Below are 23,821 nucleotides of genomic sequence, written 5' to 3' on the forward strand. Positions count from 1 at the left end.
ACCCACTACATGCGCAATCCCACACTGTTGCAGTTTTTTCACTGGTATTACCCCACAGGCGGCAAACTCTGGCCGGAAGCGGCAGAACGCGCGCAGTGGCTGGCAGAGGCGGGCATCACTGACGTCTGGCTGCCCCCGGTTTATAAAGGGGAATCCGGCGGCTATTCGGTTGGCTACGACAGCTACGATCTGTTTGACCTCGGTGAATTTGACCAGAAAGGCTCACGTGCCACTAAATACGGTGACAAAGAGCAGCTGCTGGCCGCCGTTGAAGCCTTAAAATCGCACGGCGTGGGGGTGATCCTCGACGTGGTGCTCAACCATAAAATGGGCGCCGACGAAAAAGAACAGGTGCAGGTCAACCGCGTTAATCCGGACAACCGCGATGAGATCGACCCGGAAGTGCTCACCGCAGAAGCCTGGACGCGCTTTACCTTCCCGGTGCGTGCCGGGCAGTACTCGCAGTTCGTCTGGGACTACAAATGCTTCAGCGGCGTCGACCATATCGAAAATCCCGATGAAAACGGCGTATTCAAAATCGTTAACGACTACACCGGGGAGGGCTGGAACGACCAGGTGGATGACGAGCTGGGCAATTTTGACTATCTGATGGGTGCCAATATCGATTTCCGTAACCACGCGGTGACCGAAGAGCTGAAATACTGGGCGCGCTGGGTCATGGATGAAGTGCATTGCCGCGGTTTTCGTCTGGATGCGGTGAAGCATATTCCCGCCTGGTTCTATAAAGAGTGGATTGAACACGTACAGGAAGTGGCACCCGAACCCCTGTTTATTGTGGCGGAATACTGGTCGCACGAAGTGGATAAGCTGCAACAGTACATCCACCAGGTCGATGGCAAAAGCCTGCTGTTTGACGCCCCGCTGCAAATGAACTTCCACAATGCGTCCAAACAGGGTGCGGGGTACGACCTCAGCCAGATCTTCACCGGTACCCTGGTGGCTGCCGATCCCTGGCATGCGGTCACCCTTGTGGCTAACCATGACACACAGCCGCTACAAGCGCTGGAAGCCCCGGTGGAACCCTGGTTCAAACCGCTGGCCTACGCGCTGATCCTGCTGCGTGAAAACGGCGTGCCGGTGCTGTTCTACCCGGACCTGTTCGGCGCGCGCTATCAAGATGAAGGCGGTGACGGCGAACAGTATGACATTGAGATCCCGGTCATCGCCGAGCTGGAAACCCTGGTACGTGCCCGCCAGCAATACGCCCACGGAGAACAACGTGAGTGGTTTGATCACCCTAACTGCATTGCCTTTGCGCGCAGTGGGACGGAAGAGATGCCAGGCTGCGTGGTGATCATGTCAAACGGTGAAGCCGGTGAGAAAACGCTGGATTTAGGGGAGAACTACGCCGGGAAGCGCTGGCACGATCTGCTGGGGCACATCAGTGAAGAGGTCGGGAGCGACGAACAGGGCAACGCGGTGTTTCGTTGTCCGGCGGGCAGCGTCAGCGTCTGGGTGCTGAACTAAGGAGGATCGTGGCCACGATGGCCACGACAACCTGATTACTTCTCGGTGTAGATCATCTTATTGTGTTTTTTGGGCTGCTCTGTGGCGGCGCTGGCAGGCTGTTCACCCTTCGTTTCCTGGGGTTTCGCCCGATCGGCCAGCGCCTTCTGGCACTCCACGGTGGGTTGCGACACTTTCTGCAGCGTCAGTTTATCGTAGTGCAGCTCGGTGCCTTCCAGCTCCAGCGGCATCACGCGCACCTCGTTGTTTACATTCACCCACTCGCCGTCAAAATGCGTCACTTTACCCGGCTTGGCAATCACGCGCTGCCACTGACGGCAGTCCAGCGTATCGCCTTCGGCGGTGATTATCAGGCTGGCTTTAGCCTCCTTACTAATCAGGCCTTTCTGCGGGCCGAAGGTTTGCCAGTTTCCTACCAGCGCGGCCGGTGGCGGCGTTTTCACCGCACTGGCGTAATCGGTTAACTGCGCACAACCACTTAAGGTCACCACCGCTGCGGCGGCAACAATCCACTTTTTCATTTTTCTCATCCTGATGTTCTCAATTAGGCGATACGTTATAATTTTTCCCTGCCCCGCCGCAAGCCCGGCGCGCCCTGCCGCTGTGCTTTCTGATTTTTCATGTCTTTTCTGATAGTTACTTTGCAGCATAATTAAGCAAATCGTTAAAGTTTGCCTTATGTGCTGCCGATAGCAGTTTAATGAGGGAACCCGCCGCACAGAGAACAACCACCCTCCCGGACTATTGAATTGTCAATTCAGGGGAAACAACTGCTATGCGATTAACCATTCGCGCCCGCTTAATCGGGATCGTGGGCCTGCTGTGCATACTGCTGATTATCGCCGCAGTATGGGGAATTATCGGGCTTCGTGCTGCTGACCAGCGCGCCGCCGCCACCTACCAAACCGAATTGCTCCCGTTACAAAGTTCTTCCCGCCTTTATCGCCTGGCCCAGCTGCAATCCGCCACGCTGTTTGAAGCGCTGCGTTACTGGACCGACGCCGGAGAAGTGGATAAACGTCTTGCCATTATCCAACAGTATGCCAGCCAGATTGAACAGGTTCGCGGACAGTACCAGAGCCTGGCACAGATCCCCGGAACCGAAAACCTCAGTAAACAATTTGTCGCAGACCTCACTCAGTGGCAGCAAGCGTTGAAAGACGCGGGTGCGCTGCTGAAAACCGGCAATCCTTCTGCGGCGTTGGTGATCATCGAAACCCGCCTGCGCACCGGCAGCCTCGCACTGCAACAGGGCATTGACCAGCTTGATCGCCTGATGCGCGAACATGCAGAACGTAACTACCAGCAGAGTGCGCAATCTTACCAGCTGGCACGTAACAGCCTGATCGGCATTCTGACGGTTGGCCTGCTGCTGGCACTGGTGGCGGGGATAATGCTGGTGCGCTCCATCAGCCATTCGGTGGGTAAAGCCCGTCGGCTGGCTGAAGCGATCGCCAACGGCAAGCTCGATCACCATATCGAACGTTTCGCCCCTGATGAACTGGGCGAACTGATGCGTGCGCTGGCCAGTATGGACCATCGCCTCTCCGGCATCGTGCGTGAAGTGGGCGACAGCGCCGTGGCATTGAATGATGCCGCCCACCAGATGGCAGAAGGCAATCAGGATCTCTCCGGTCGCACCCATGCCCAGGCCAGCTCGCTGGAGCAAACGGCCGCCAGCATGGAACAGATGACCGCCACCGTAAAACACAACGCGGATAACGCCGCACAGGCGAACGAACTGGCGATGACGGTGCGTGAACAGGCGCTGCGCGGCAGCAAGGTGCTGGAGGATGCCGTCGGTGCGATGCGGGAAATCGAAAGTTCCAGCAAGCAGATTGGCGATATTAACCGGGTGATCGATGAGATTGCTTTCCAGACCAACCTGCTGGCCCTGAATGCGGCAGTGGAAGCCGCGCGTGCGGGCGAAATGGGCCGTGGCTTTGCGGTGGTGGCGTCAGAAGTTCGTCAGTTGGCCCAGCGTTCGGCGCAGGCAGCCCAGCAGATTAAAACCCTGATCCAGGCCAGCGTCAGTAAAGTCGATACCGGCAGCTCGCTGGTGATGCGCTCTGGCGAGATGCTGCAGGAGATCAACGGTGGCGTGGCGCGAGTGGTGGCTATCGTCGGTGAAATCGCCGTGGCCAGCCGTCAGCAATCCAGCGGCATTGAGCAGGTCAACCTGGCGGTGATCCAGATGGACAGCGCCACCCAACAAAATGCCGCACTGGTCCAGCAGGCGAGTAGCGCCAGCCAGACGGTGAATCAGCATGCCGGGTTGCTGGTTGAAAAAATGGCCTTCTTCCGTTTTCGCGGTGACCGCCCCCGTTCCCCTTCGCTGTAATATCAGGAGCGACTATGCGTAGCAAACTGACCGCCGCCCTGCTGCTGATGCTGGCTGCGGGCGCTGCCCGGGCTGACACCACACTCACCATTGCCACCATCGCCAACGGTGACATGACCATTATGCAGCAGCTTTCCGGCACCTTTGAGCAGGCGCACCCTGGCATTCACCTGCGCTGGCAGGTGATGGATGATGCAGAACTGCGTAAACAGGTGCTGGCGGCGATGAACAGCGGCCAGCCGACCTTTGATGTGATTACCGTCGGCACCTATGAAGCACCGCTGTGGGGCAAGCGCGGCTGGTTAACCCCGCTGGATACCCTGCCCGCTGACTATCAGGTAGACGACCTGCTGAAGCCCGTACGTAAAGCCCTCTCCTGGCAGGATAAGCTCTATGCCCTACCGTTTTACGGCGAAAGCAGTATGACCTATTACCGTAAGGATCTGTTTGCTGCCCGTGGCCTGACGATGCCTGAAGAGGTCAACTGGAGTGATATTAAACGCCTGGCGGCGAAGCTAACGGACAAAGCGAACGGCGTTTATGGCCTGTGCCTGCGCGGCCGACCAGGCTGGGGCGATAATGTAGCCTTTGTCACCACCATGGCCAACGGCTACGGCGCACAGTGGTTCGATCTCGACTGGAAACCCACGCTGGACAGCCCGGAGTGGCGGGAAGTGCTCAGCGACTATGTGCAGATGGTGCACGACTACGGCCCGCCGGACAGCGCTGAGAACAGTTTTGGTCAAATCCTTAAGCTGTTTGCCGAAGGCAAGTGCGCTATGTGGGTCGACAGCACCGTGGCTGCCGGTCTGCTGATTAACCCGCAGATCTCCCGTGTGGCCGACAAAATTGATTTTGCCCCGGCCCCCGGTGAACTGACGCGCAATGGCTCTAACTGGCTGTGGTCCTGGGCACTGGCCGTCCCCACCAGTGCGGCGAACAAAGCGGCCGCACAGGAATTTATCAGCTGGGCAACCTCACCCGCCTACATTCAGCAGGTGGCGCAAACGGTCGGCTGGGGGGCCGTGCCGCCAGGCAGCCGCTACTCAACCTACCAGCAGGCGAGCTATCAGCGCCTGGCACCCTATGCAAAACGGGTACAGGCCGCCATGGAAAGCGCCACGGTGGAACAGCCGACCCTCGGCCCGGTGCCGTATCAGGGCGTGCAGTACGTCAGCATTCCCGGCTTCGACCAGATGGGCAATGCCGTGGGTGAGAATATCGCCGCGCTGTTACAGGGCAAACTGACGCTGGACGAAACCCTGACGCGAAACCAGCAGGTCGTGACCGAGATTTACACAAAGACCCATCCATAAACGGGTGGCGGGCAGCGCTGCTGCCCGGCTGCCCGGCTTTCCCCGACCAATCCAGCCGTGTACACTAGCGCCAGTCAATTTTCCTGCATGAATCCGGGCATTATCGTTATGAAAACCGTTGAAGAATATTACGCCATCGCCAAAGATCTGTTTCTTGAGGCCCACCCGACGCTGAAAGCCGGTATTGAAAATCTGACGGCAGACCAGGCCGCCACGCTCGGAATGACGGTGGAGCAGCTGCAATCCATGCAGAAAGATCGCGCCTATGCCGCGTATGTACGTGAAAAGAAACTGGACGGCATGCTGTTTGCCATTCAACTGGCTGAGCCGGATAAAGCGGTGATGGTGAATGCGATTGAAGCGTATCTGCACACCCATGCCGAAGCGCTGGGGATGAGCTGGGAAGAGTTTTGTATTAAAAACGAGTTGTAATCGTATTCACGGGCCGATCGGGAAAAATGATCGGCCCATGGGCACAGGGCAAACCTCTTTATCGGCCCACCCCGTCACATAAAACAGTGGAACTACCCCGCTAATCGCGCTGCGGACGATAATGATGACAGCTCTTCTTCGCGGAACGCCTCGCGCTTCACACTGAAACCATCGTACCAACGACACTCGACCATACCGCTGGCCACTCCCGTCACAATCATTGCGGGGCCACCATCCTTATGTTGCACTTCATCACTGACAATAAAGCTCATACAAAGTACCTCCCTATCTGGTTATCACTGGTTATGAAACGTCAAATAGTTATAGCATCTGAATATAAACCGTGCTGTTAACGCCAGGTAAAGTATTTGTTAAATTCAAATAAGCAGTTAAAAACACTAAATATAAAAAAAGCGTGTAGTTTTACTACACGCTTTTTATGTGAAACTCGTCGCATTTTGCGATTAGATTTTGCAGCCTTCGCAGTCGGCTTCATCGCCTAAGTCAGCCGGTACTTCGGCTGCTTTCTTCTGGGCATTGGCTTCTGCCTGCTCAAGTTGAGCATCAATATCAAATTCAAACATATCGTCGTTCATCATTAACCCCTGGATATTTACTGATTTCAGCCCGTCTTTATACTGATGACGGGCGCATTTTGGCAATCAAATTTACCGCGCACAGCACAATCGACCCCACAATAAAGCCGATGATGAGGTTAGCAACATTGCTCAACAGCATCGCCAGCAGACCATGCAGGCCTGCGCTAACGCCTTCAATAAGATGGTGCAGTAATGGCACGCCGTGCACGATAATCCCACCGCCGACCAGGAACATCGCCAGGGTGCCCACCACCGTCAGGATTTTCATCAGCCACGGTGCGGCCACCAGCAGCACGCCGCCCACCGCTTTCGCTGCCGCCGAAGATTTCTGCTGCAGCCACAGGCCGAGATCGTCAATCTTCACGATACCCGCAACAATCCCGTACACACCAACGGTGACCGCAATCGCCACGCCAGCCAGAACGATCACCTGATTCAGCAGCGGTGCTTCAGACACGATACCCAGGGTAATCGCCACAATCTCCGCCGAGAGAATAAAGTCCGTGCGTACCGCCCCTTTTACTTTTTTCTGCTCAAACTCCGCCGGGTTCTGCTCGGCCGCTTTCAGCAAACGCGCTTCACGAGCCTGCGGCGTTTCCTGGCTTTTATCTTTATGCAGACTGTGCAGTACTTTCTCCACGCCCTCAAAGCACAGGTATGCGCCACCCACCATCAGCAGCGGGGTGATCGCCCAGGGGGCAAACGCGCTGATCAGCAGCGCCAGCGGCACCAGAATCAGTTTGTTAAGGAACGACCCTTTCGCCACGCTCCACACCACCGGCAGTTCACGGTTGGCTTTTACCCCGCTGACCTGCTGCGCATTCAGCGACAAATCGTCGCCCAATACACCGGCGGTTTTCTTTGCCGCCACTTTGCCCATCACGGCGACGTCATCCAGCAGTGTGGCAATATCGTCCAGTAAGGTCAGTAAACTACTTCCGGCCAAAATCAGATTCCTTATTCATGTCCATCATGTTGACAACAGGGGCACAGCTCCATTTCGGTCACCGCCATATCGGCAATGCCATCACAGTCCCACTCAACGCGCACTGGCTGCCCCTGCGTTTCCGCATGGTGCAGATACTTACTCACCGGGCTTTCAGTCATCCCGCTGATCTCTTCCGTGGCAATCAGGCGATCGCCCACGAAAATACGCGCCGTCGCCTGAGTATTGACCATGCGCTCGCCGCTGAGTTTATACAGACGTCTTACCGTCAGTTTGACACTGGCCATGGCTCACCCCTGGCTGGCTGTATTAAAGAGGGAACAGATCTAAGCAATTATGGGCATGGAGTGCAAATTTTGTAAAAAAATAACGCCCGCCGGGGATAATTAGTGGCAGAATCGGGTCCTTATAACATTTTCACAACCTGATATCACTTTAGGAAGAGTCTCTGACATGACGTTACGCCGTGCCCCCGCCCTGCTGCCCCTGCTGGCCGCGCTCTTTTCTCTCTACTTTATCTGGGGTTCCACCTACCTGGTGATCCGTATTGGTGTGGAAAGCTGGCCGCCGATGATGCTGGCCGGGTTGCGCTTCTTACTCGCGGGCGTGGTGCTGCTGGCATTCCTCCTGATGCGAGGGGAAAAATTGCCTTCCTGGCGTGAAGCCGGTAACGCGGCGATCATCGGTGTCCTGCTGCTGGCAATGGGTAATGGTGCAGTCACCGTTGCAGAACATCAGCATGTGCCTTCCGGGCTGGCTGCCGTGATGGTAGCGACCGTCCCCCTGTTTGCCATGTGCTTTAGCCGTATGTTCGGCATTACCACGCGCTGGATTGAGTGGCTGGGCATTGGCGTCGGCCTGGTGGGGATTATTTTACTTAACAGCGGCGGCCATCTGGCAGGGAATCCGTGGGGTGCCCTGATGATTTTGGGCGGATCGCTGACCTGGGCCTTTGGCTCGGTATGGGGGTCACGTATTGCGCTACCGCACGGCATGATGGCCGGAGCTGTCGAGATGCTGGCCGCCGGGGTGGTATTACTGACCGCCAGCCAGTTGACGGGTGAACATCTGGTTCAGAAACCCTCACTGGCGGGCTTCTTCTCGCTGGGTTATCTCAGCCTGTTTGGTTCGGTGATTGCCATCAATGCCTATATGTTCCTGATCCGCAACGTCACACCCGCTATCGCCACCAGCTACGCCTATGTCAATCCGGTGGTTGCCGTGCTGCTGGGCATCGCTTTTGCCGGTGAAAGCCTGTCAGGACGTGAATGGCTGGCGCTGGGCATTATTGTGCTGGCGGTGGTGCTGGTCACGCTGGGTAAATACCTCTTCCCGGCAAAACCGGTGGTGAAACCCTGCTCGCCGACGGATTAAATCCTCAGCGTGTGCAGCATGACCTCTAAGGTATACCCACAAAAATGAATGGCTTCCCGTCTGGCGTCAGGTCCGGGGCCAGTTTGAGCACGCCGGAGCGGCAAAAGACGCATCCCTGCGGGCCTCGGCACGCGCAGCGGGAAAGCGAAACGCCCTTGACGTTGACCTGGCCAGCGTCACTGACAGAGGGTTTACGGTAGTACGCGAATCCCTTGTTCATCGATCTCACCGTTGTTTTCCGCGGCGCAAATCCACTCCTCCAGCCGCGTGCGCAATGCCTCTTCCTCCAGTCGCGTTTTCCCGCGTAGCGCACATTCCCACACCAGCAACACGCGCCAGCCGCTGGCCGTCAGCTCCTCGACATAACGTTTATCACGCGCCACATTACTGTCTATTTTGCCCTGCCAGAACGCCGTGCGTGTTGCCGGCATCTTGAACAGATGACAGTGATGACGATGCCAGAAACAGCCGTGAACAAAGATAATGGCCTGATAGTCTGCCAGAACAAAGTCGGGACGACCGGGCAACGATTTATCCTGCACCCGGTAACTCAGGCCCAGTTCAACCAGCAGTTCTGCCAGCCGCTTTTCAATTGCCGTATCGCGGGTACGAATAGCGCGCATATTCTTACTGCGCACGTCGGAAGAGTGAACGTCGGCCATCTTGATATTCCTTTAACGAAGACCTTAAGTGTAGCTAAAAGCGGCCCTGCCGTGGGGGCACCGGGCCACATTTCACTGGCGCTGTTGTACCGCCTGTAGGATCCAGGGGCGCAGGAGTTTGGCAACCGCCGCGAAGGCAGGCACCACCACCGAGTTACCAAACTGGCGATAGGCCTGGGTATCCGATACCGGAATATGGAACGCCTCCTCGCCGGGCTGTTCAAAGCCCATCAGTCGGGCGCACTCGCGCGGTGTCAGACGACGCGGTCGGTTCTGCTGATTGTCCGCGTTATCGAAGTCTTCCTCACCCAGCGCTTTGTCCCAGCCGCGATCGATCAGGATCTCCGAGCCATCTTTGTAATAGCGTGCCGATAACGTCCGAACCACGCCCTGCTCAAGCGCCGGATCAACCAGTCCGTAGCCAAAGCCGTTGCCGCGTGCCTGGTGCTTCTTCGCATAGAGGTAGAGATACTTCCATAGCGTTGGCGTCAAAATATATTTTGCGTCTACGACCGGGTCGAGTAAGGCTTTGAGCGGCGTGCGCTGCGGCGGGTAGAGCGCAGATAACGCACTCAGGCTGAAAGCGGGCAGCGCCAGATCGCGACGGAACCCCACCAGCACAATGCGTTCACGGTGCTGCGGCAGAAAATGCTTGCCGTCGATAATTTTCGGGTCCGGCGAACCGGTGACCGCCGCATCCGCCACGTCATAGCCCAGCTCGTCCAGCGTCGACATAATAATGCGGAAAGTATTGCCCTTATCGTGGCTTTTCAGGTTTTTGACGTTTTCGAGGACAAAGATCGCCGGTTTTTTGGCCGTGATGATGCGTGCCACATCAAAGAACAACGTCCCCTGCGCTTCATCTTCAAAACCATGTTTACGGCCCAGGGCATTTTTCTTCGACACGCCCGCCAGCGAGAATGGCTGGCAAGGGAATCCCGCCAGCAGCACATCATGGTCCGGCACCTGCTGGCGAATATGCTGATACGCCTGCTCTTCGTCCACCAGGGGATCGCCACTCAGCGTGACATCGCGGATATCCTGATTAAAGCGGTGCTGCTGCTCATCACAGTACCAGTTGGCTTTATAGGTGCGCACCGCATGTTTGTTCCACTCACTGGTAAACACGCACTGTCCACCAATCGCTTCGAAGCCGCTGCGGATGCCGCCAATACCCGCAAAGAGGTCAATAAAACGGAAAGCATAATCGGGATGATGTGCCGGAGGCGCAGGCAGCATACTGTGCAGCAAACTGACTTCGGCTTCATTCAGCGTTTTGCGGCTGTTGCCCTTCACCCAGCGATTAACAGACTCCCGCGTCCACTCCTGCTGACTGACCTTTCGCAGGGTCGCCGCGACCGTTTTCTGGTCATAAATCTCCAGCACCCGCAGCAGCAGCTCACGATCCTGCTGTTCTTTATGCCGGGCATCTTCTCGTGCCTGTTCAGCCAGTTCTGCGGCCACGCGGTCAAAATCGCTCATATTTACTCAGTTAACAGGGGATAAACGGGTGTCAGTCTATCACTTAGTTGACCCAGCGCCAGGCGGAAATTGGCCGCAGCGAGGGCAATTAATGACAGCGCGTCATGCTGCCTCTACACTGATGCGGTTTTACTGTTAACAATGGAGCTATTACCGATGAACGCCACCCAACGCGAGCTGCTTAGCCTTCCAGATGGCGCTAAAAAACTGCTGCTGCACTCCTGTTGCGCCCCCTGCTCCGGCGAAGTGATGGAAGCCTTGCAGGCATCAGGCATTGATTACACCATTTTCTTCTACAATCCAAATATTCACCCGCAGAAAGAGTATCTGCTGCGTAAAGAAGAGAATATCCGCTTTGCGGAACAGCACGGCATCCCGTTTGTCGATGCTGACTACGATACCGATAACTGGTTTGCCCGCGCGAAGGGCATGGAGTGGGAGCCAGAGCGTGGCGTGCGCTGCACCATGTGCTTTGATATGCGCTTTGAACGCACCGCACTGTATGCCTATGAAAATGACTTTCCGGTGATTTCCAGCTCTTTGGGTATTTCGCGCTGGAAGAATATGCAGCAGATTAACGACTGTGGCGATCGGGCGGCCGCGCCCTACCCCGGCATCCAGTACTGGGATTATAACTGGCGCAAAAAAGGCGGGTCGGCGCGCATGATTGAGATCAGCAAACGTGAGCGTTTCTATCAGCAGGAATATTGCGGCTGCGTGTATTCGTTGCGCGACAGCAATTTGCATCGCAAAAGTCAGGGCCGGCCATTAATCAAGCTCGGCGTCCTCTATTACGGTGATGAAGAACAATAACGCTGAAAATAGCGGGGTAATTTGCCTTATCAGCGGATAATCCCCTGTTTCCTTTTTCTATTTTATCGCGGTAACACAAGTGACATAAAAGCGGCGAATACTCCCTTTTATTTTAAGGGAAGCTTATGTCACTGCTCACGATTTTACCCTTACGCACTATGCTGCGCCGTCCACGTTTTGCCTCGTTGATGACCGGTTGGGGCTGGCTACGCAGCCTGCGGGGTGGCTTCATCCTGTTTCTGCTGGTCTTCTCGCTGCTGCAGTGTGCCAGCGTGTTGCTACTGACCCGCCTCGTTTCCAGCACGGGTGACAATATTTCCGAGATCCATACCCTGTCTGGCCGCCAGGCGCTGTTGGATAAAGCCCGTATGGAACTGCTCACCGCCAGCGACAACAGCCACCGCGCCGGGATCTACCTGATGCAGGATAACCAGACCGGTTCCGTCGACAGCTGGAAAAGCCTGGCCGAAACGGCTCAGACCTCACTGGATAATGCACGAAAGCTGTTTGATCAATATCCGGTGGCGCAGGACAGTCCGCTGAAACAGAACTTCGATATGCTGGCCGACGGATTGCAGGAGCAGCTAAAAGGGCTGAATGCGAAAGATATTGATGCGTTTTTTATGGTGCCGATGCAGGCTTTTCAGCAGCAGTTTAATGACACCTACTATCAGGTGCTGACGCAGGCCAATCACCAGGCCGACGATCTCAACCTCTCTACGCTCTCATCGCTGACCACCAGCCGCAATCTTTCCCTGGGTATCTCTGCCCTGCTGGGCGGACTGCTGTTACTGAGCGGCGGGTTACTGCTGATGGGGGTGATCCAGCCGATGGAACGCGTGTCGCGCTGGCTGGCACAGATCGCAACGGGCGATATCTCGCAGCAGGCGTATCAGAGCCGTTACCAGTCAACGGAGATCAGCCAGCTGATACAGAATGTGGACGGGATGCAGCAAGGTTTACGGCATATCGTGGGCGAGATTAACGCCATCTCCGGTGCGGTGCGTGGCAGCGCAGACCGCATGGCACAACAAAATGATGAGTTTAGTGCCCACAATCAGCAGCAAAGCAGCGCGTTTGAGCACATCAGCCAGCGTCTGAACCGGGTGGCAGAGGAAGTGGGCCACAGCGTGACGTTTACCCATCATGCGACGCAGCAGGTACAGGCCGCCGATGAACTGACCCGCCGCTGCGGCACCGTGGTGACCGCTGTTGATGCGCAGATGCGCCAGATTGTTGACGCTTCCGGTGAGATTGCCGGGATTGTTACCCTGCTGGAGGGCATTTCGCTGCAAACACGGCTGGTGGCACTGAATGCCGCTATCGAATCAGCCCATGCCGGCGTTTATGGCCGCAGCTTCTCCATTGTGGCAAAAGAGATCGGCCTGCTGTCGGAGAAGAGCAGTGCCTCGACGCGGTTGATTGACGGGCTGATCGGCTCAACTCATCAACATATTGATAGCGGCTTTAGTCAGGTACAGACGCTGGAGGGATTGTATCGGGAAATTACGCATGCCGTATCCGGCGTGGTGACGCTACTGAGCGAGTTGCAACACAATGCGGATGCGCAGAGTAAAAGGGTCAATGCGATAGCGCTGGAGATTACTCGCCTGAATCAGCAGGTCAAAGAGAGCGAGCAACTGACACGTCGCAGCGCAGGGACATCGGAAGCGTTGGTGGATCATGCGCAACGGCTGTCGCACAGCGTGAGTCAGTTTGTTATGTAAGGAGGTTGAAAGCGTCTCTCAGAACGAGAGACGCTGGATAAGACGGGGCTTACTTTTTCTTCTTCGACTTTTTCAGCAGTGCGCGGACTTGTTTCAGTTCTGCCTGGCTCAATTGTTCGGCCGTCTCTTCTTCTGTATGGGTACTATCTACCGCATCAGGTGCCTGAGCAGAAAAACTCTTTACCAGATGCTGGGTAACCAATTCGCTAAGGGAAATCTCACTATCCAGAGCGAGTGTTTTAATCGTTTCTTTTAAGGCGGGATCGATCTTTATTGTTAAGCTAACTTTGTCGGTCATTGCCTGATTCTCCTGAGAATTGTCCCAACAACGTAACCTGTAACGTGCGATTTAACCATACTGTCATAAAAATTTAATATTTGACGCCCCCGGGCTGAATTCTTCCAGTACGGTTTGATCCAACGCGCAAAAATCCCCCTTCAATTCAGCGCACAGTTTTGCCATATAGGTCACGAGGAAACGGGCATTAAATTCAGCCAGGCGTCGCCCTTCTGCCGTTTGCATCGTTTCAGGCAATTTCAGTAACTTTTTCTGGAAATGGTCCAGCGCCCATTCAGCATCATCCAGAGGGCGTTCGCGCCCCAGTGGATCGCGACTGTCAAACAGAGAACGTCCTAATGCGCCAGAGACATAAAACACCCGCGCCAGACCAATAGCGCCCAGTGATTCCAGACGGTCGGCGTCCTGCACGATCTTAGCTTCAAGGGTTTCTGCCGTTACGCCAGCACTGAAGCTGTGCGCGTGAACCGCGTGGGCCACTGCTTCAATTTTATCGCTGGGGAAATCCGTAAAGACCTGTTGTAACGCGCGCCGGGTCTCGTCAGCTGCCTGCGCGGAAGCCAGATGGCGCTCAGGGTGATTTTTAGGCAGGTTGACAATGTCATGGAAGTAGCACCCGGCCAGCACCACCAACTCATCGGCCCCGGTGCCCACCATAATGCGCTGTGCAGACTGCCAGACGCGCGTCAGGTGCGCCACATCATGGGCTTTATCATCATGTTGCCAGGTGTCGTGCAGCCACTTTTCAAAACGTAATTGCCAGTCAGTCAGAGTCATAGACTTCTCCTTAATTGTTTGAACTTTTTGAGATGTCAGTGGTGGTCACCCACTGCAACGGGTTAACCATTTCTGCTTAAAAATGAGATCCACATCAAACTTATAGCGGCTGTTACGCGCTGGTGACAGCATTTTTCCCATTTTCAGTTTTTTCCGGCTCACTTTTAACTGGCTGTTTTTTGATCTAAATGATAAACAATAGTTATGATCAGATGCGGGTAATGGCCCCTCAAACAACAACACAGGTGCTGTACATGGCCGGTCTGTCAGTGATCATGAGGAACAGGCGATCGCCACGGTTAGAGGGCATCGTCGGTAAGCATTCGTCACACTAACACATTGTAATATGGTAAAATGTCAATTTGGTTACGGCATGACGACCCCGTGATGACGACGCGGGACGCACCAGACGATTGCGTCCGGCAGATGTGCAAATTTGCCCCAAGTCATTTTTTTATTGGTTTTTCTGAAGTTTAGTAAAATAAACGTGCTGAAACGTTTTTTTGAGCTAAGGTTAGGAATTATCTGTATTGTGTTTCTACTTTGCTTATGAACCAGGAACTGGTCAAGAAAGTCATACTAGAGGTTAAACCATGAAAGAACGCCCGATTCTATTTAGCGATCAACGGGTGCGCGCCCTGCTCTCAGGCCAACAAAAACAGACACGGCGCATCATGAAATCCCAACTGTTTGGGCCAGGCCAGGACAATCATGAAGGTTGTTACGGCATTGATGTCCTGAGCAACAATTTGCAAGGTAACCGTGTTCTGGGCATGGAAAACCTGAGTTATCACTGCCCTTACGGCCAGCCGGGCGATCGCTTGTGGGTGCGCGAAACCTGGCGCGGCCCTGTGGTGCCCGCAGAAGAGATGACGAAATATCAGACCTCTCCTGCACAGTTTAAAAATATTGACTACTGTCAGTACCGTGCCGACTCCAGCATCTATACCTCTGACGAAGAAGAGACCAACTTTGGCTGGCAGGCCGGTATTCATATGCCGCGCTGGGCCAGCCGTATCGACCTGACCATCACGGCTATCCGGGTCGAGCGCATCCAGGATATCAGTGACGATGACGTGCTGGCTGAAGGCGTGCAGGTAGACTCTCATTTTCTCAATAACTTTTTCACCCTGCATAGCGAAGCCGTTTCCGCTAAAGATGCTTATCGCAAGCAGTGGGCCATTCAATACGGTGGCACCAGCTGGGAAGTGAACCCCTGGGTCTGGGTGATTGAATTCGCGCGTATCTGACCCTCGCAAATCGACGCGGCGCTGACTTTTTTCAGCGCCGTTTGCGTTTCGTCACAGACAATCTGCATTATAACTGATTGAATCTTCCCCTTATTCAGCGGCATTAACGCCATCATCAGGCAGGAGTGACAACAGCATGATCAAATGGCCGTGGAAAGGCGGTGATGACGCAGTGGAAAGTGGGCTGCCATGGCAACAGGCGCTGGAGATCCCGCTGCTGGCAAGCTTAACGGCTGCTGAACAACAGACGATCTGTCAGCTTGCGACCCGTTTTCTGCGCCAGAAACGTCTGGTGCCTTTACAAGGCTTCGAACTGGACGATGTGAAAAGCTGCCGACTGGCTCTGCTGTTTTGCCTGCCGGTTCTCAGCCTCGGCTACGACTGGCTGGACGGTTTTCATGAAGTGCTGATCTACCCTTCCCCGTTTATGGTCGATGATGAATGGCAGGATGAGTTCGGCCTGGTGCATCGTGAACAAATGGTGCACGCCGGGCAAAGCTGGCAGCAGGGTCCGATTGTCCTGAACTGGCTGGATGTGCAGGACTCATTCGATCTCTCCGGTTATAACCTGGTGATCCATGAGGTCGCGCACAAACTTGATGCGCGCGGCAGCGGTGAAGCTAACGGTGTACCGGCCATTCCCCTGCGCGAAGTGGTGGGCTGGGAGCGCGATATGCGTGCGGCAATGAGTGCAATACAGGATGAAATTGACCAGGTGGGTGAAAACGCCACCAGCATTGATGCCTACGCCGCCAGCGAACCCGCGGAATGCTTCGCGGTATTGTCAGAGTATTTTTTCAGTGCGCCTGAGCTGCTGATCGCCCGTTTTCCGGCGCTTTATCAACGGTTCCGCCAGTTTTATCGCCAGGATCCCCATCAGCGCCTGGAGCAGCAGCAGTTACACCATAATGCGGGTGGAATTGTTCACTAATCGGGCGGGTTGATTCAAACGCAGCCAGTTGAAAGCTAAAATGTTTTTTGCTGTTGACAGTCTGAGGGCGTATCGCTACTATTCGCCTCGTTCCACAATTCCTCTGTAGTTCAGTCGGTAGAACGGCGGACTGTTAATCCGTATGTCACTGGTTCGAGTCCAGTCAGAGGAGCCATATTGAGAAAAGCCCGCTTAAGGAAACTTAAGCGGGCTTTTTGCTGTTTGTATGATTTGTGAATCTCTGACAGGCTCAGATTTTATCCATCAAATAACGATGCGCTTTGGATTCCGCGATAGCGGCCTTGAAAATATAGCGTTTGTCGTTGTGCAGTGCTTTTGTAAGCATACCCGTCTTAGTTCCACGCACTTTTTGAGATATCCGGTTTTTCAGCCATCAGCCAGTACTCTTCCGGCTGCTCTTGGGTACGGACTGAAGAGGACCGCATCACAGCGTATTAGCCCTAGGCGTCGCAGACTCCAGAGTTGCTGAAGCAGCATCTTTCTGTTTTTCTTCAGCATAATTTTGCAGAAGAGAAGCATATTCTTTCAGGTCTTTCTCGTGGGCATGTTGCCTCCAGGTCGTGGCAATGATGTTGAACCAGTTATAGAGCATGAACCCTGCGAGTGCCGAGAATACGAACGAAAAAGCTTGCAACCATGTTTCTTTCGCTACGCCGTACTCGATGGCGAATAATGCCAGTCCCGCGAAACAGAGCGCGAAAACGAAATTTGAAATGCTGCCCGTATTGCTAAGGAATCCAGAGATGAAAGACTGGAACCATGTCATATCTTTTATATTTATCTGACCGGTGATGTTTATCTCAAGACGGCCTTCCAGTCTGCCAAAATAACCAATGGGTTTATTTCCCCATGCCATTATATCTAACAAAACATGATGAAATTCATGGTCCTTGATGCCAGTGATGTAGGCATTAATGTCATTGCGGATGATGGTGTAGTACGCGGATGACTGGAAGTCCTCCGGGGAGGATTTTGCAAAATCAATGGCGTCCTTAACTCGGGAGTCTTTGCCCTTGAACAGAGCTGCTGAAAGTGCTGCTGATGCACCAATCAGCGCGATGGTAGATATAGACATGCTTTGGGACCTTTAATTAAGTATTCGGAATCAATGGTATTTAACGGTTTAAGCATTCATTCACTGAGCGCAATGAGTTCAGATGAGAACTGGCTAAGCATGCTGGCAACAAGCAGTTTCTTTTTTTCCTATGATGTTCCTTGAATATGCCAACTGCCCTCAGGACCAGCGCGCCAGTATTGATGTTTTTCATAATCTGAAGCACGGGTGCACCACTCATGCCCAACAGATAGGGCAGGGATTGCCCGACGCTGCGGGGTTCTAACATCGACGAGTGCACCATTTTTTTGGCTGTCGAAATGAAAGTAAAGATCGTCCGTGTCCTTATGGTATTCAAAGTGATTGAAGAGCAGGCAGTATACATGCTGAACAGCGTCAGGTTTATCCGCATGAAAACCGTTTTTGCTGGAAGGGTAGCCAGAGATAATCATTGACGATGTGGGTTCAAGATCATCGCGCCGTTGGTCAGTGAAATAAATGAATGTTTCTTTATGCATAATGGTTTCAAGGGTCGCATAATTTCAGCGCAATCGCGTTTGGAATTCCTTTTTGCCAGGCTTTGGGTGAGTGGAAATCGCACTTTATTAAGGGTGAAATAGCAGTTATTTAACTGCAAATGGTCTAATACATGGTCTGCTGTCAGCATTTTATGGACTCCATCAGTTTTAACCAGAAAACCACTTCCGACTGCATCATGCTCCTTTACGCTGTTTGCTCTGGGGGCGTAAAAGGTGATCAGTGCGCGTTGCCATTTTTCAACCAGTGTCGTAACTAGATTCAATGCCTTCGCATCCGCATATTCATTGATGATGCTGTTAAATGGATACTCTGAATAAGATTTAAACATTCTGTTTTTCCTGATAAATTTCCTTGCTCGCTGCCAGTTTCCGACCGGGCATTGCTAAAGGTGAGAGAAACCAGATTACCTCCCGGTCTCGCCCTTTTGAACCCAAAGTATAGGCTCAAGTAATACGTATTTAGATCATTGGGATAAAATACATCTGCTATGCGGCCCTTACGAGGCACGGGTCATGTCCTTTAACAATGTGTGGCTCCCTTCGGCTCTGCGGCAGGCCGGGTCGTTAGCCCGACGGCGCTAACCGGCAAAGCCTGCAAGCTTCGCCGAACCGTCAGAAGCGGCGTTTCGAACTTGTTGGCTGGGTTATGACGGCAACGACAGGTATAAGCCCCGGTAACAGCCATGCCAGTAAGTCTTATTGCCTCAAGTGAGGGAAAGAAAGGTAAATCAGCTGAAGGCAATGGAAGAAAATACTGTAATCGTAAATCCGGGAAGGACCCGCTTTGAGCGAGGAGCGGAAGTTGCCGTTGCTCTCACATCAGCTCACTGTATGACTCAAATTTTGGTGTATAGATCAACTGGGAGCAGGTTCAGTTCAACTGAGAACCGAAGTTGCATCTATCAGTTGCACCCACTCTAAACAACGAGCCTTTGAGTAAGTTTCTACAGCAAATGTCGGTAAACATTATTTGTACTTCTTGTTTACCTTTATCGGTGACTCATGCGCATCGTATTTTCCGACAATGCCTTCCAGGTTCAGTCGTTCGAGCAATTCCAGATCTGCTGGCGTATTTGGAATACGAGGTTTATCGTAACCGATCACCGTCAGATTCGGATAATCCCCATCCAGTGACCGCAGTACAGAAAAAAGTTGTTGGCGGCTAATAGATCCCAGATGCGGTTTTAAGAGCAGGATAATCAGTTGCGCTACAACACCCTCCTCCACCATCTTCTGCACTACTGCCAGTTCGCAGGCATAGCCGTGTATCGTTGCAAATTTTGCCAGTTCGTTAATACCAGCAGAATTTGCTGATTCTATGTATAAAGCCGCTTGCTCGACTATTTTTGTTTTTACAGAAGTGTGGATAACGTCACTGATTAAGATCTCAGCCAAGTCTGGGCATACCAGATCAGGCGTCATATATTCTGCAAACTCCGTCGACTCACAAATAAATGCCTCTCGGGTTGGCCAGTCAGTCTCAGCAAGATGTTGGTATGATTGTGAATCATCCTCAATAAGCTTGAGCCTGAGCAGTAATGCGAAAAGACATCCAACTTCCGCAGCAACATCACTTATATCAAGATAATCGCCAAGGTTTAAGCTATTCACTAAATCTACACGCAGAGGCACTGATGGAAGATATTCTTTGGCTGCGAGGATAGCTTTCGCGAGGGAAGTCTTCTGTTCATCCTCTGCTGTTTCTGTCTCGATAATCATGCCGGATGAAGAAAGTACTTTTGCCAGCTGTACATCGACTACACCAAAGACTGCAACGTAGCTACTAACATTAGTAAATGTTGCAGGAAACCGGCAATGCTCGGCGAGTGGCTGCCAGGCAGCTTCTGACACCTGCGTAAGATCCTCAACACGACAATCTTTATGAGCATGCTCAATCACTTCATTAAGATTAGATACATCATGTTCAAGCACATCTTCAATTACAGTGATGAAAGATTCGGAAGCCTCGATTGTAGAAGATTTATTGCAGATAGCCTTCAGATACGTGCTCAGATTCGTCAGGACATAGTCATAGACTGTGTTACTCTCAGTTTTGATGGTGTCCAGCGCGACACTGTTTGTGCTATTGATTGCAGTTAACAGGTTCTTATGCGTGATTTCGTAAAGATTACGTGTCAGGAAAGACTGTAGAACCTGTTCCCCTAAAGGCTGCAGACGAGACACAGTAATATGTGCGTCTTTGAATAGCGTTCCAATGAGCTCAGCCTGCGACGGAGTAGTGTCATTAGAGGTGAGTGCCGTAAACTCTGCATAATGAGTTAGGAGGTACACTGACGATACTTTGTCAGCCCGCTGTTTAAGGTGAGGAAGATTAGTCAGGGCAATATTCACAAACTGCAGGCGGGAGATATCATCTAGGGCCGTCTGGTTCACCAGGAAGGGAATGATTTTGGAATAGACTATCGTTAATCGCTCAATGAAACGCGGACATTGTTCCCCTGCAGAAAGGTACGCTTGTATGAACTTTTCTGCATTTTCCCTGAAATCCAATAAAGAATGGATCATGATATCAGCGGCACAGTTATCTGCTACCAGCAAATGATCGAGAATATCCACATTGTATAAGGCAGACTCTTTCAGCGCATCTTTACCTCTCTCACGAACGACAGCATCGACATCTTCTGACGTTAGCTTGAAATAAAAATCCATCAGGTCACGTTCAACATGATGAATAATAAAGTTAGTTGCAGCCGGGCTCACACGCGTGCCATGAAACGTTGACGTGTAAAGAGTGAAGTTACGGTTAATGTATCCGGCACGGACCAGTTGGTAAGCCAGACCAGATTTCAGCATTGCCCGCGCAATTGTCTCAAGGGACTGACAGATATCTCCATACGTCACCAAGAATTCTGGATGATTTATAAGTTCATTGAGGTCTGCGCTTCGCAGGAATTGAATACCAGAATTTTTAGCTTCAGCTTCATCCGTTAGGGACGCACGTTCTGCATCCCCCCACAACTCCGCATCTAAGGGATCCCCAAGGGCATCTGCAAGACTTTCTCGGGTAAAATCCAGAGTATAGTTTTGGCGGCAACGAGTCTGGAGTACAGCATCACCCTCAGCTAGTGCTAACTCTGTCCAAAACGGCTCTCCTTTGAGATCTTCCTGAGAAAGGGATCTTCCTTTGAAGGTGTAAGTCGCGTTTTGAAATTGATAATTAGCGGCCTGTGCCGTTCTCTTGATATGGGCAATCAGTCGGTCACCAAATTGTTCACACTGTAGGGCTACCCCATCAATATGTTCCAGCTTCTGACGAATCCTTGTGCGTTCATCCTCAAGCTTCTTGATGTTACTGGCCACCAACTCACGGCTGATTTTGTATAAAGTATCCAGCTTGCTCTTGCCGAGCCTGATCGTCTCAAAGTCTGTAAGATGGGTGTTTTTATAGAGAACCATCGCGAACAGATCGGTGGTATTAAGATTGAGCTGTTTACCATCACCAGAAAAAATCCTGTCACGGAAAATGATAAACTCGTTACGAATATTCTTAAGCAATCTCATATCCGGGACATACTGAGATGCCAAGTCTATGAGTTCCAGTGCTACCTGTTGCTTCATTTGTCCAAGCTGCTTCAGTGCGAGATTACGCGCACTTCTGTGCGTAATGAAAGGAACGACCGGGATGATCAGGTCAAAGAACTTAGTACGGTTCGCGCGTACTACCTCAGCGAGCGCAGGGTCAGCGGTTTCGATTATGGTTTGCTCAAGCTTACGCCCTTCCTCATTCATGGCAATATAATCGAAAATACTGTCTTTTACGGCATAGATGAAACAGACCGGCCTTTTGATCTGAGGCGACGCATTGAGTAATGTATTCAGCGCGCGTAGTGTCTCGAATATATGCGAATCGTTGAAACGGTCAATATCCTCAAAAATAACGACATTGCGGTCCGACACTTCAAAGAAATAGACTATCTCATCAAGATACTGATCGAAATATGATACCGAATTGTCGTCCAGCGTAACTGTCGCGGCACCAGCCGAAAATTGCTTAATATGAAGCTTGCCGTAGAAACGCCAGCGAATCAGAAATGCAATACCTGTCGCTACGCTAAACATACCTGCATGCACCCAAGCACCAAAGGCATTCAGAAAGGTAATCGCAGATACAATTTGAGCTGTCCATCCTGACAACAGAAAAATGACTGCAACGGCAAACCCCAGTAAGGCTGCCGACACCATTTCCCGTTGCCACTGAAATCGCTCAATTCGTTTGAAGCGTGAGCCAGGCGTTTTACTCGGTTCCTCGCGATAAAGCAGTTGCTTGACAATCTCTTGCTGAATGCGATTCGTTGGTGTCGTCGCCTGTTTTGGCACTGAATCATCCAGCTTTGATACTTCAATTGGTGACAGGGTTGATAAAGAAATTTCAACCACACGATCATCCTGTCGCCGAGCAACCTCCTGCAAAATGCTACTCTTACCCACTCCATAGTTACCCGATAATGCGATGTTGCGGATCTGTTCATCGGCAAGAGCGGCTTCAATTGCCAGAACGTATCCAACATGTTCCTCCTCAATATACTCCGGCGTAAGTGATACAAGTCTCCAGGGTTCATCAACGGCGTTAGGCTGACTTTCGATCATGTGGGTGCATTTGCTCCATGTGAAATTAGTGCTGTATCACTCTCTTGATTTTTTGCTATACCATATCGCATCGTCTGCGAAGAAGCACTGCAGATCAATTCGTTCTGGTGTGAAAAAACCACCTATAATAATACTGATTTTTTATCATTGATTTACTTTGATTTCACGTTAGTTACTTATAATGTGATTCAAAAAACGTTTAAATGCTAACGCTACTTTTGTGGGTAATGCTTACACAATGACTCCACATCTGGCTGCAAAATCGCTTTAACGTGTTTGAACATCTCCGAGCCATTCACACGTTGACGTCGCACTCAGCAAAGTTAGCGAAATTTTGGTTTCGGCTGCCGCCGATCCAGATGGTTTGTGGATAAACCGGCATGTCACAGTTGCTCTGACTGACGTGAAGCAAAAAGGATGCGCGAAGACTACAGATCAGGAACCTACAACTCACGCCGCACTCACTGGATTGATCCAACAGAAAAACCTGAGAGGGAAATGACGGACCAGTTTCGAAGAAAAGCTGAACACGCAGAAAAAGAGGTTTTTTCAGCAATTCACTGTAACCTCAAGAGTTTGAGCGGGTAGCTATGACCGCGAAGTAGAATGGGCAATAAGTGATCAAAAAGTTTGAGATGACCATTGATCCGAACATCTAAATATAAATAAACTGGCTGGCAATTCATGCTCCTTTCACAGACAGCTAAGTTTGAAATTATTTATTGACCCACACTTCGTTGATGAGTACATACTGATTTTATCAATGTCCGCTCCTGGCTATGAGTTCAACGGGTCGATGCAACGCTATCCTTAATCAATGGGGACGTTGCCATGAAACGAAGAACTCGCATTTACTACACACCAGAACAAAAGGCGATTATCTGAGGCAGATGTAAGCAAAGTGATTCCCTGCATGATATCGCCAGATATGTTCGACAGATACCATTCTTCTATCATGCACACTATCCACTAGTCTTGGTGGATACCGTCCACCTGTCCGAAAGCGGCACCGGTTAGCTAATTCGCTTGATGAAAGAGAGGAGATATCCAGAGGAGTGGTAGCAAAACGTAGCATCAGGGACATCGCTGACAAATTATAAAGAGCCCCTTATTAGCCAGTTACTGGCAAAGGCGATCCCAGTCAGAGGAGCCAAATTGAGAAA

General features: G+C 52.2%; 21 protein-coding genes, 1 tRNA gene and 2 pseudogenes. 11 read left to right on the forward strand and 13 right to left on the reverse strand.

The genetic code is table 11. The annotated features are described in order from the left end of the window. Positions 1–9 precede the first annotated feature (9 nt). Positions 10–1,488 (forward strand): alpha-amylase, encoded by a 1,479-nt coding sequence (gene amyA, locus LJN55_RS13775; protein ID WP_133841715.1) that lies wholly within the window; start codon positions 10–12, stop codon positions 1,486–1,488. A gap of 35 nt (positions 1,489–1,523) precedes the next feature. Here amyA and yedD read toward each other — a convergent pair whose 3' ends face one another. After that, positions 1,524–2,009, reverse strand: a complete 486-nt coding sequence (gene yedD, locus LJN55_RS13780) for a lipoprotein YedD (protein ID WP_227534644.1) — start codon at positions 2,007–2,009, stop codon at positions 1,524–1,526. A gap of 254 nt (positions 2,010–2,263) precedes the next feature. Between yedD and LJN55_RS13785 the strand changes: the two genes are divergently transcribed. From LJN55_RS13785 to LJN55_RS13795, 3 genes are all read left to right on the forward strand, one after another. Continuing rightward, positions 2,264–3,829, forward strand: coding sequence for a methyl-accepting chemotaxis protein (locus tag LJN55_RS13785; protein WP_227534645.1), 1,566 nt, complete (start codon positions 2,264–2,266; stop codon positions 3,827–3,829). A 14-nt stretch (positions 3,830–3,843) separates the two neighbouring features. Next, positions 3,844–5,145, forward strand: coding sequence for an ABC transporter substrate-binding protein (locus LJN55_RS13790; RefSeq protein WP_227534646.1), 1,302 nt, complete (start codon positions 3,844–3,846; stop codon positions 5,143–5,145). Between the two features lie 108 nt (positions 5,146–5,253). Further along, the gene (locus tag LJN55_RS13795) at positions 5,254–5,577 is read left to right on the forward strand and encodes a DUF6388 family protein (protein WP_133841712.1); all 324 of its coding nucleotides are present in this window, start codon (positions 5,254–5,256) and stop codon (positions 5,575–5,577) included. 92 nt (positions 5,578–5,669) lie between these two features. On the opposite strand, the gene LJN55_RS13800 is transcribed toward LJN55_RS13795, so the two are convergent. From LJN55_RS13800 to LJN55_RS13810, 4 genes are all read right to left on the reverse strand, one after another. Beyond that, positions 5,670–5,849, reverse strand: coding sequence for a YodC family protein (locus LJN55_RS13800; RefSeq protein WP_133841711.1), 180 nt, complete (start codon positions 5,847–5,849; stop codon positions 5,670–5,672). 192 nt (positions 5,850–6,041) lie between these two features. Beyond that, positions 6,042–6,176 (reverse strand): hypothetical protein, encoded by a 135-nt coding sequence (locus LJN55_RS23920; RefSeq protein ID WP_259151748.1) that lies wholly within the window; start codon positions 6,174–6,176, stop codon positions 6,042–6,044. Positions 6,177–6,210: 34 nt separating this feature from the next. Further along, positions 6,211–7,122, reverse strand: a complete 912-nt coding sequence (locus LJN55_RS13805; protein WP_133841710.1) for a DUF808 family protein — start codon at positions 7,120–7,122, stop codon at positions 6,211–6,213. An 11-nt stretch (positions 7,123–7,133) separates the two neighbouring features. Beyond that, the gene (locus LJN55_RS13810; protein ID WP_133841709.1) at positions 7,134–7,409 is read right to left on the reverse strand and encodes a hypothetical protein; all 276 of its coding nucleotides are present in this window, start codon (positions 7,407–7,409) and stop codon (positions 7,134–7,136) included. A 166-nt stretch (positions 7,410–7,575) separates the two neighbouring features. On the opposite strand from LJN55_RS13810, the gene yedA reads away from it, so the two are divergent. Continuing rightward, positions 7,576–8,496, forward strand: a complete 921-nt coding sequence (yedA, locus tag LJN55_RS13815; protein ID WP_133841708.1) for a drug/metabolite exporter YedA — start codon at positions 7,576–7,578, stop codon at positions 8,494–8,496. Between the two features lie 191 nt (positions 8,497–8,687). Here yedA and LJN55_RS13820 read toward each other — a convergent pair whose 3' ends face one another. Next, a complete protein-coding gene (locus tag LJN55_RS13820) occupies positions 8,688–9,158 on the reverse strand; it encodes a very short patch repair endonuclease (RefSeq protein WP_159336456.1) in 471 nt (156 codons plus the stop codon). A 72-nt stretch (positions 9,159–9,230) separates the two neighbouring features. Then, complete coding sequence (locus LJN55_RS13825; protein ID WP_227534647.1) at positions 9,231–10,640, reverse strand: DNA cytosine methyltransferase; 1,410 nt, start codon at positions 10,638–10,640, stop codon at positions 9,231–9,233. Positions 10,641–10,796: 156 nt separating this feature from the next. On the opposite strand from LJN55_RS13825, the gene LJN55_RS13830 reads away from it, so the two are divergent. Further along, positions 10,797–11,453, forward strand: coding sequence for an epoxyqueuosine reductase QueH (locus LJN55_RS13830; RefSeq protein WP_159336454.1), 657 nt, complete (start codon positions 10,797–10,799; stop codon positions 11,451–11,453). 125 nt (positions 11,454–11,578) lie between these two features. Then, positions 11,579–13,180 carry a methyl-accepting chemotaxis protein gene (locus LJN55_RS13835; RefSeq protein ID WP_133841704.1) on the forward strand — a complete coding sequence of 534 codons (1,602 nt, stop codon included), beginning with the start codon at positions 11,579–11,581 and terminating at the stop codon, positions 13,178–13,180. Between the two features lie 49 nt (positions 13,181–13,229). Here LJN55_RS13835 and LJN55_RS13840 read toward each other — a convergent pair whose 3' ends face one another. Together LJN55_RS13840 and LJN55_RS13845 are read right to left on the reverse strand one after the other, a co-directional pair. After that, a complete protein-coding gene (locus tag LJN55_RS13840; protein WP_133841703.1) occupies positions 13,230–13,478 on the reverse strand; it encodes a hypothetical protein in 249 nt (82 codons plus the stop codon). 63 nt (positions 13,479–13,541) lie between these two features. Beyond that, entirely contained in the window at positions 13,542–14,255 is a 714-nt protein-coding gene (locus LJN55_RS13845; RefSeq protein WP_227534648.1) for a phosphohydrolase, read from the reverse strand. 593 nt (positions 14,256–14,848) lie between these two features. Here LJN55_RS13845 and LJN55_RS13850 point away from each other — a divergent pair. From LJN55_RS13850 to LJN55_RS13860, 3 genes are all read left to right on the forward strand, one after another. After that, positions 14,849–15,505: a hypothetical protein gene (locus tag LJN55_RS13850; protein ID WP_133841701.1), complete on the forward strand. Its 657-nt coding sequence runs from the start codon at positions 14,849–14,851 to the stop codon at positions 15,503–15,505. A 136-nt stretch (positions 15,506–15,641) separates the two neighbouring features. Further along, complete coding sequence (gene mtfA / locus LJN55_RS13855; RefSeq protein ID WP_227534649.1) at positions 15,642–16,436, forward strand: DgsA anti-repressor MtfA; 795 nt, start codon at positions 15,642–15,644, stop codon at positions 16,434–16,436. Between the two features lie 99 nt (positions 16,437–16,535). Next, a tRNA-Asn gene (locus tag LJN55_RS13860) sits at positions 16,536–16,611 on the forward strand. Positions 16,612–16,686: 75 nt separating this feature from the next. On the opposite strand, the pseudogene LJN55_RS24050 reads toward LJN55_RS13860, so the two are convergent. From LJN55_RS24050 to LJN55_RS13875, 4 genes and pseudogenes are all read right to left on the reverse strand, one after another. Continuing rightward, positions 16,687–16,773 (reverse strand): annotated as a pseudogene (locus LJN55_RS24050) (hypothetical protein); the annotation flags it as partial. Between the two features lie 108 nt (positions 16,774–16,881). After that, positions 16,882–17,532, reverse strand: coding sequence for a hypothetical protein (locus LJN55_RS13865; RefSeq protein WP_227534650.1), 651 nt, complete (start codon positions 17,530–17,532; stop codon positions 16,882–16,884). Between the two features lie 427 nt (positions 17,533–17,959). Beyond that, the gene (locus tag LJN55_RS13870) at positions 17,960–18,379 is read right to left on the reverse strand and encodes a hypothetical protein (protein WP_227534651.1); all 420 of its coding nucleotides are present in this window, start codon (positions 18,377–18,379) and stop codon (positions 17,960–17,962) included. 637 nt (positions 18,380–19,016) lie between these two features. Beyond that, complete coding sequence (locus LJN55_RS13875; protein WP_227534652.1) at positions 19,017–22,658, reverse strand: YobI family P-loop NTPase; 3,642 nt, start codon at positions 22,656–22,658, stop codon at positions 19,017–19,019. Positions 22,659–23,489: 831 nt separating this feature from the next. On the opposite strand from LJN55_RS13875, the pseudogene LJN55_RS13880 reads away from it, so the two are divergent. Continuing rightward, positions 23,490–23,755: pseudogene (locus LJN55_RS13880) on the forward strand (IS30 family transposase); the annotation flags it as partial. Between the last annotated feature and the right edge of the window lie 66 nt (positions 23,756–23,821).

The sequence above is a fragment of the Erwinia rhapontici genome (genome assembly GCF_020683125.1).
Taxonomy (GTDB): domain Bacteria; phylum Pseudomonadota; class Gammaproteobacteria; order Enterobacterales; family Enterobacteriaceae; genus Erwinia; species Erwinia rhapontici.

Excerpts from the sequence above, each read along its gene's own strand:
- mtfA (WP_227534649.1), top strand. The coding sequence starts at position 15,642 with ATGATCAAATGGCCGTGGAAAGGCGGTGATGACGCAGTGGAAAGTGGG.
- LJN55_RS13800 (WP_133841711.1), bottom strand. The coding sequence starts at position 5,849 with ATGAGCTTTATTGTCAGTGATGAAGTGCAACATAAGGATGGTGGCCCC.
- LJN55_RS13795 (WP_133841712.1), top strand. The coding sequence starts at position 5,254 with ATGAAAACCGTTGAAGAATATTACGCCATCGCCAAAGATCTGTTTCTT.
- amyA (WP_133841715.1), top strand. The coding sequence starts at position 10 with ATGCGCAATCCCACACTGTTGCAGTTTTTTCACTGGTATTACCCCACA.
- LJN55_RS13865 (WP_227534650.1), bottom strand. The coding sequence starts at position 17,532 with ATGTCTATATCTACCATCGCGCTGATTGGTGCATCAGCAGCACTTTCA.
- LJN55_RS13870 (WP_227534651.1), bottom strand. The coding sequence starts at position 18,379 with ATGTTTAAATCTTATTCAGAGTATCCATTTAACAGCATCATCAATGAA.
- LJN55_RS13850 (WP_133841701.1), top strand. The coding sequence starts at position 14,849 with ATGAAAGAACGCCCGATTCTATTTAGCGATCAACGGGTGCGCGCCCTG.
- LJN55_RS13810 (WP_133841709.1), bottom strand. The coding sequence starts at position 7,409 with ATGGCCAGTGTCAAACTGACGGTAAGACGTCTGTATAAACTCAGCGGC.
- LJN55_RS13875 (WP_227534652.1), bottom strand. The coding sequence starts at position 22,658 with ATGATCGAAAGTCAGCCTAACGCCGTTGATGAACCCTGGAGACTTGTA.
- LJN55_RS13840 (WP_133841703.1), bottom strand. The coding sequence starts at position 13,478 with ATGACCGACAAAGTTAGCTTAACAATAAAGATCGATCCCGCCTTAAAA.
- LJN55_RS13785 (WP_227534645.1), top strand. The coding sequence starts at position 2,264 with ATGCGATTAACCATTCGCGCCCGCTTAATCGGGATCGTGGGCCTGCTG.
- LJN55_RS13790 (WP_227534646.1), top strand. The coding sequence starts at position 3,844 with ATGCGTAGCAAACTGACCGCCGCCCTGCTGCTGATGCTGGCTGCGGGC.
- LJN55_RS13820 (WP_159336456.1), bottom strand. The coding sequence starts at position 9,158 with ATGGCCGACGTTCACTCTTCCGACGTGCGCAGTAAGAATATGCGCGCT.
- LJN55_RS13845 (WP_227534648.1), bottom strand. The coding sequence starts at position 14,255 with ATGACTCTGACTGACTGGCAATTACGTTTTGAAAAGTGGCTGCACGAC.
- LJN55_RS13825 (WP_227534647.1), bottom strand. The coding sequence starts at position 10,640 with ATGAGCGATTTTGACCGCGTGGCCGCAGAACTGGCTGAACAGGCACGA.
- LJN55_RS13835 (WP_133841704.1), top strand. The coding sequence starts at position 11,579 with ATGTCACTGCTCACGATTTTACCCTTACGCACTATGCTGCGCCGTCCA.
- yedA (WP_133841708.1), top strand. The coding sequence starts at position 7,576 with ATGACGTTACGCCGTGCCCCCGCCCTGCTGCCCCTGCTGGCCGCGCTC.
- LJN55_RS23920 (WP_259151748.1), bottom strand. The coding sequence starts at position 6,176 with ATGATGAACGACGATATGTTTGAATTTGATATTGATGCTCAACTTGAG.
- LJN55_RS13830 (WP_159336454.1), top strand. The coding sequence starts at position 10,797 with ATGAACGCCACCCAACGCGAGCTGCTTAGCCTTCCAGATGGCGCTAAA.
- yedD (WP_227534644.1), bottom strand. The coding sequence starts at position 2,009 with ATGAAAAAGTGGATTGTTGCCGCCGCAGCGGTGGTGACCTTAAGTGGT.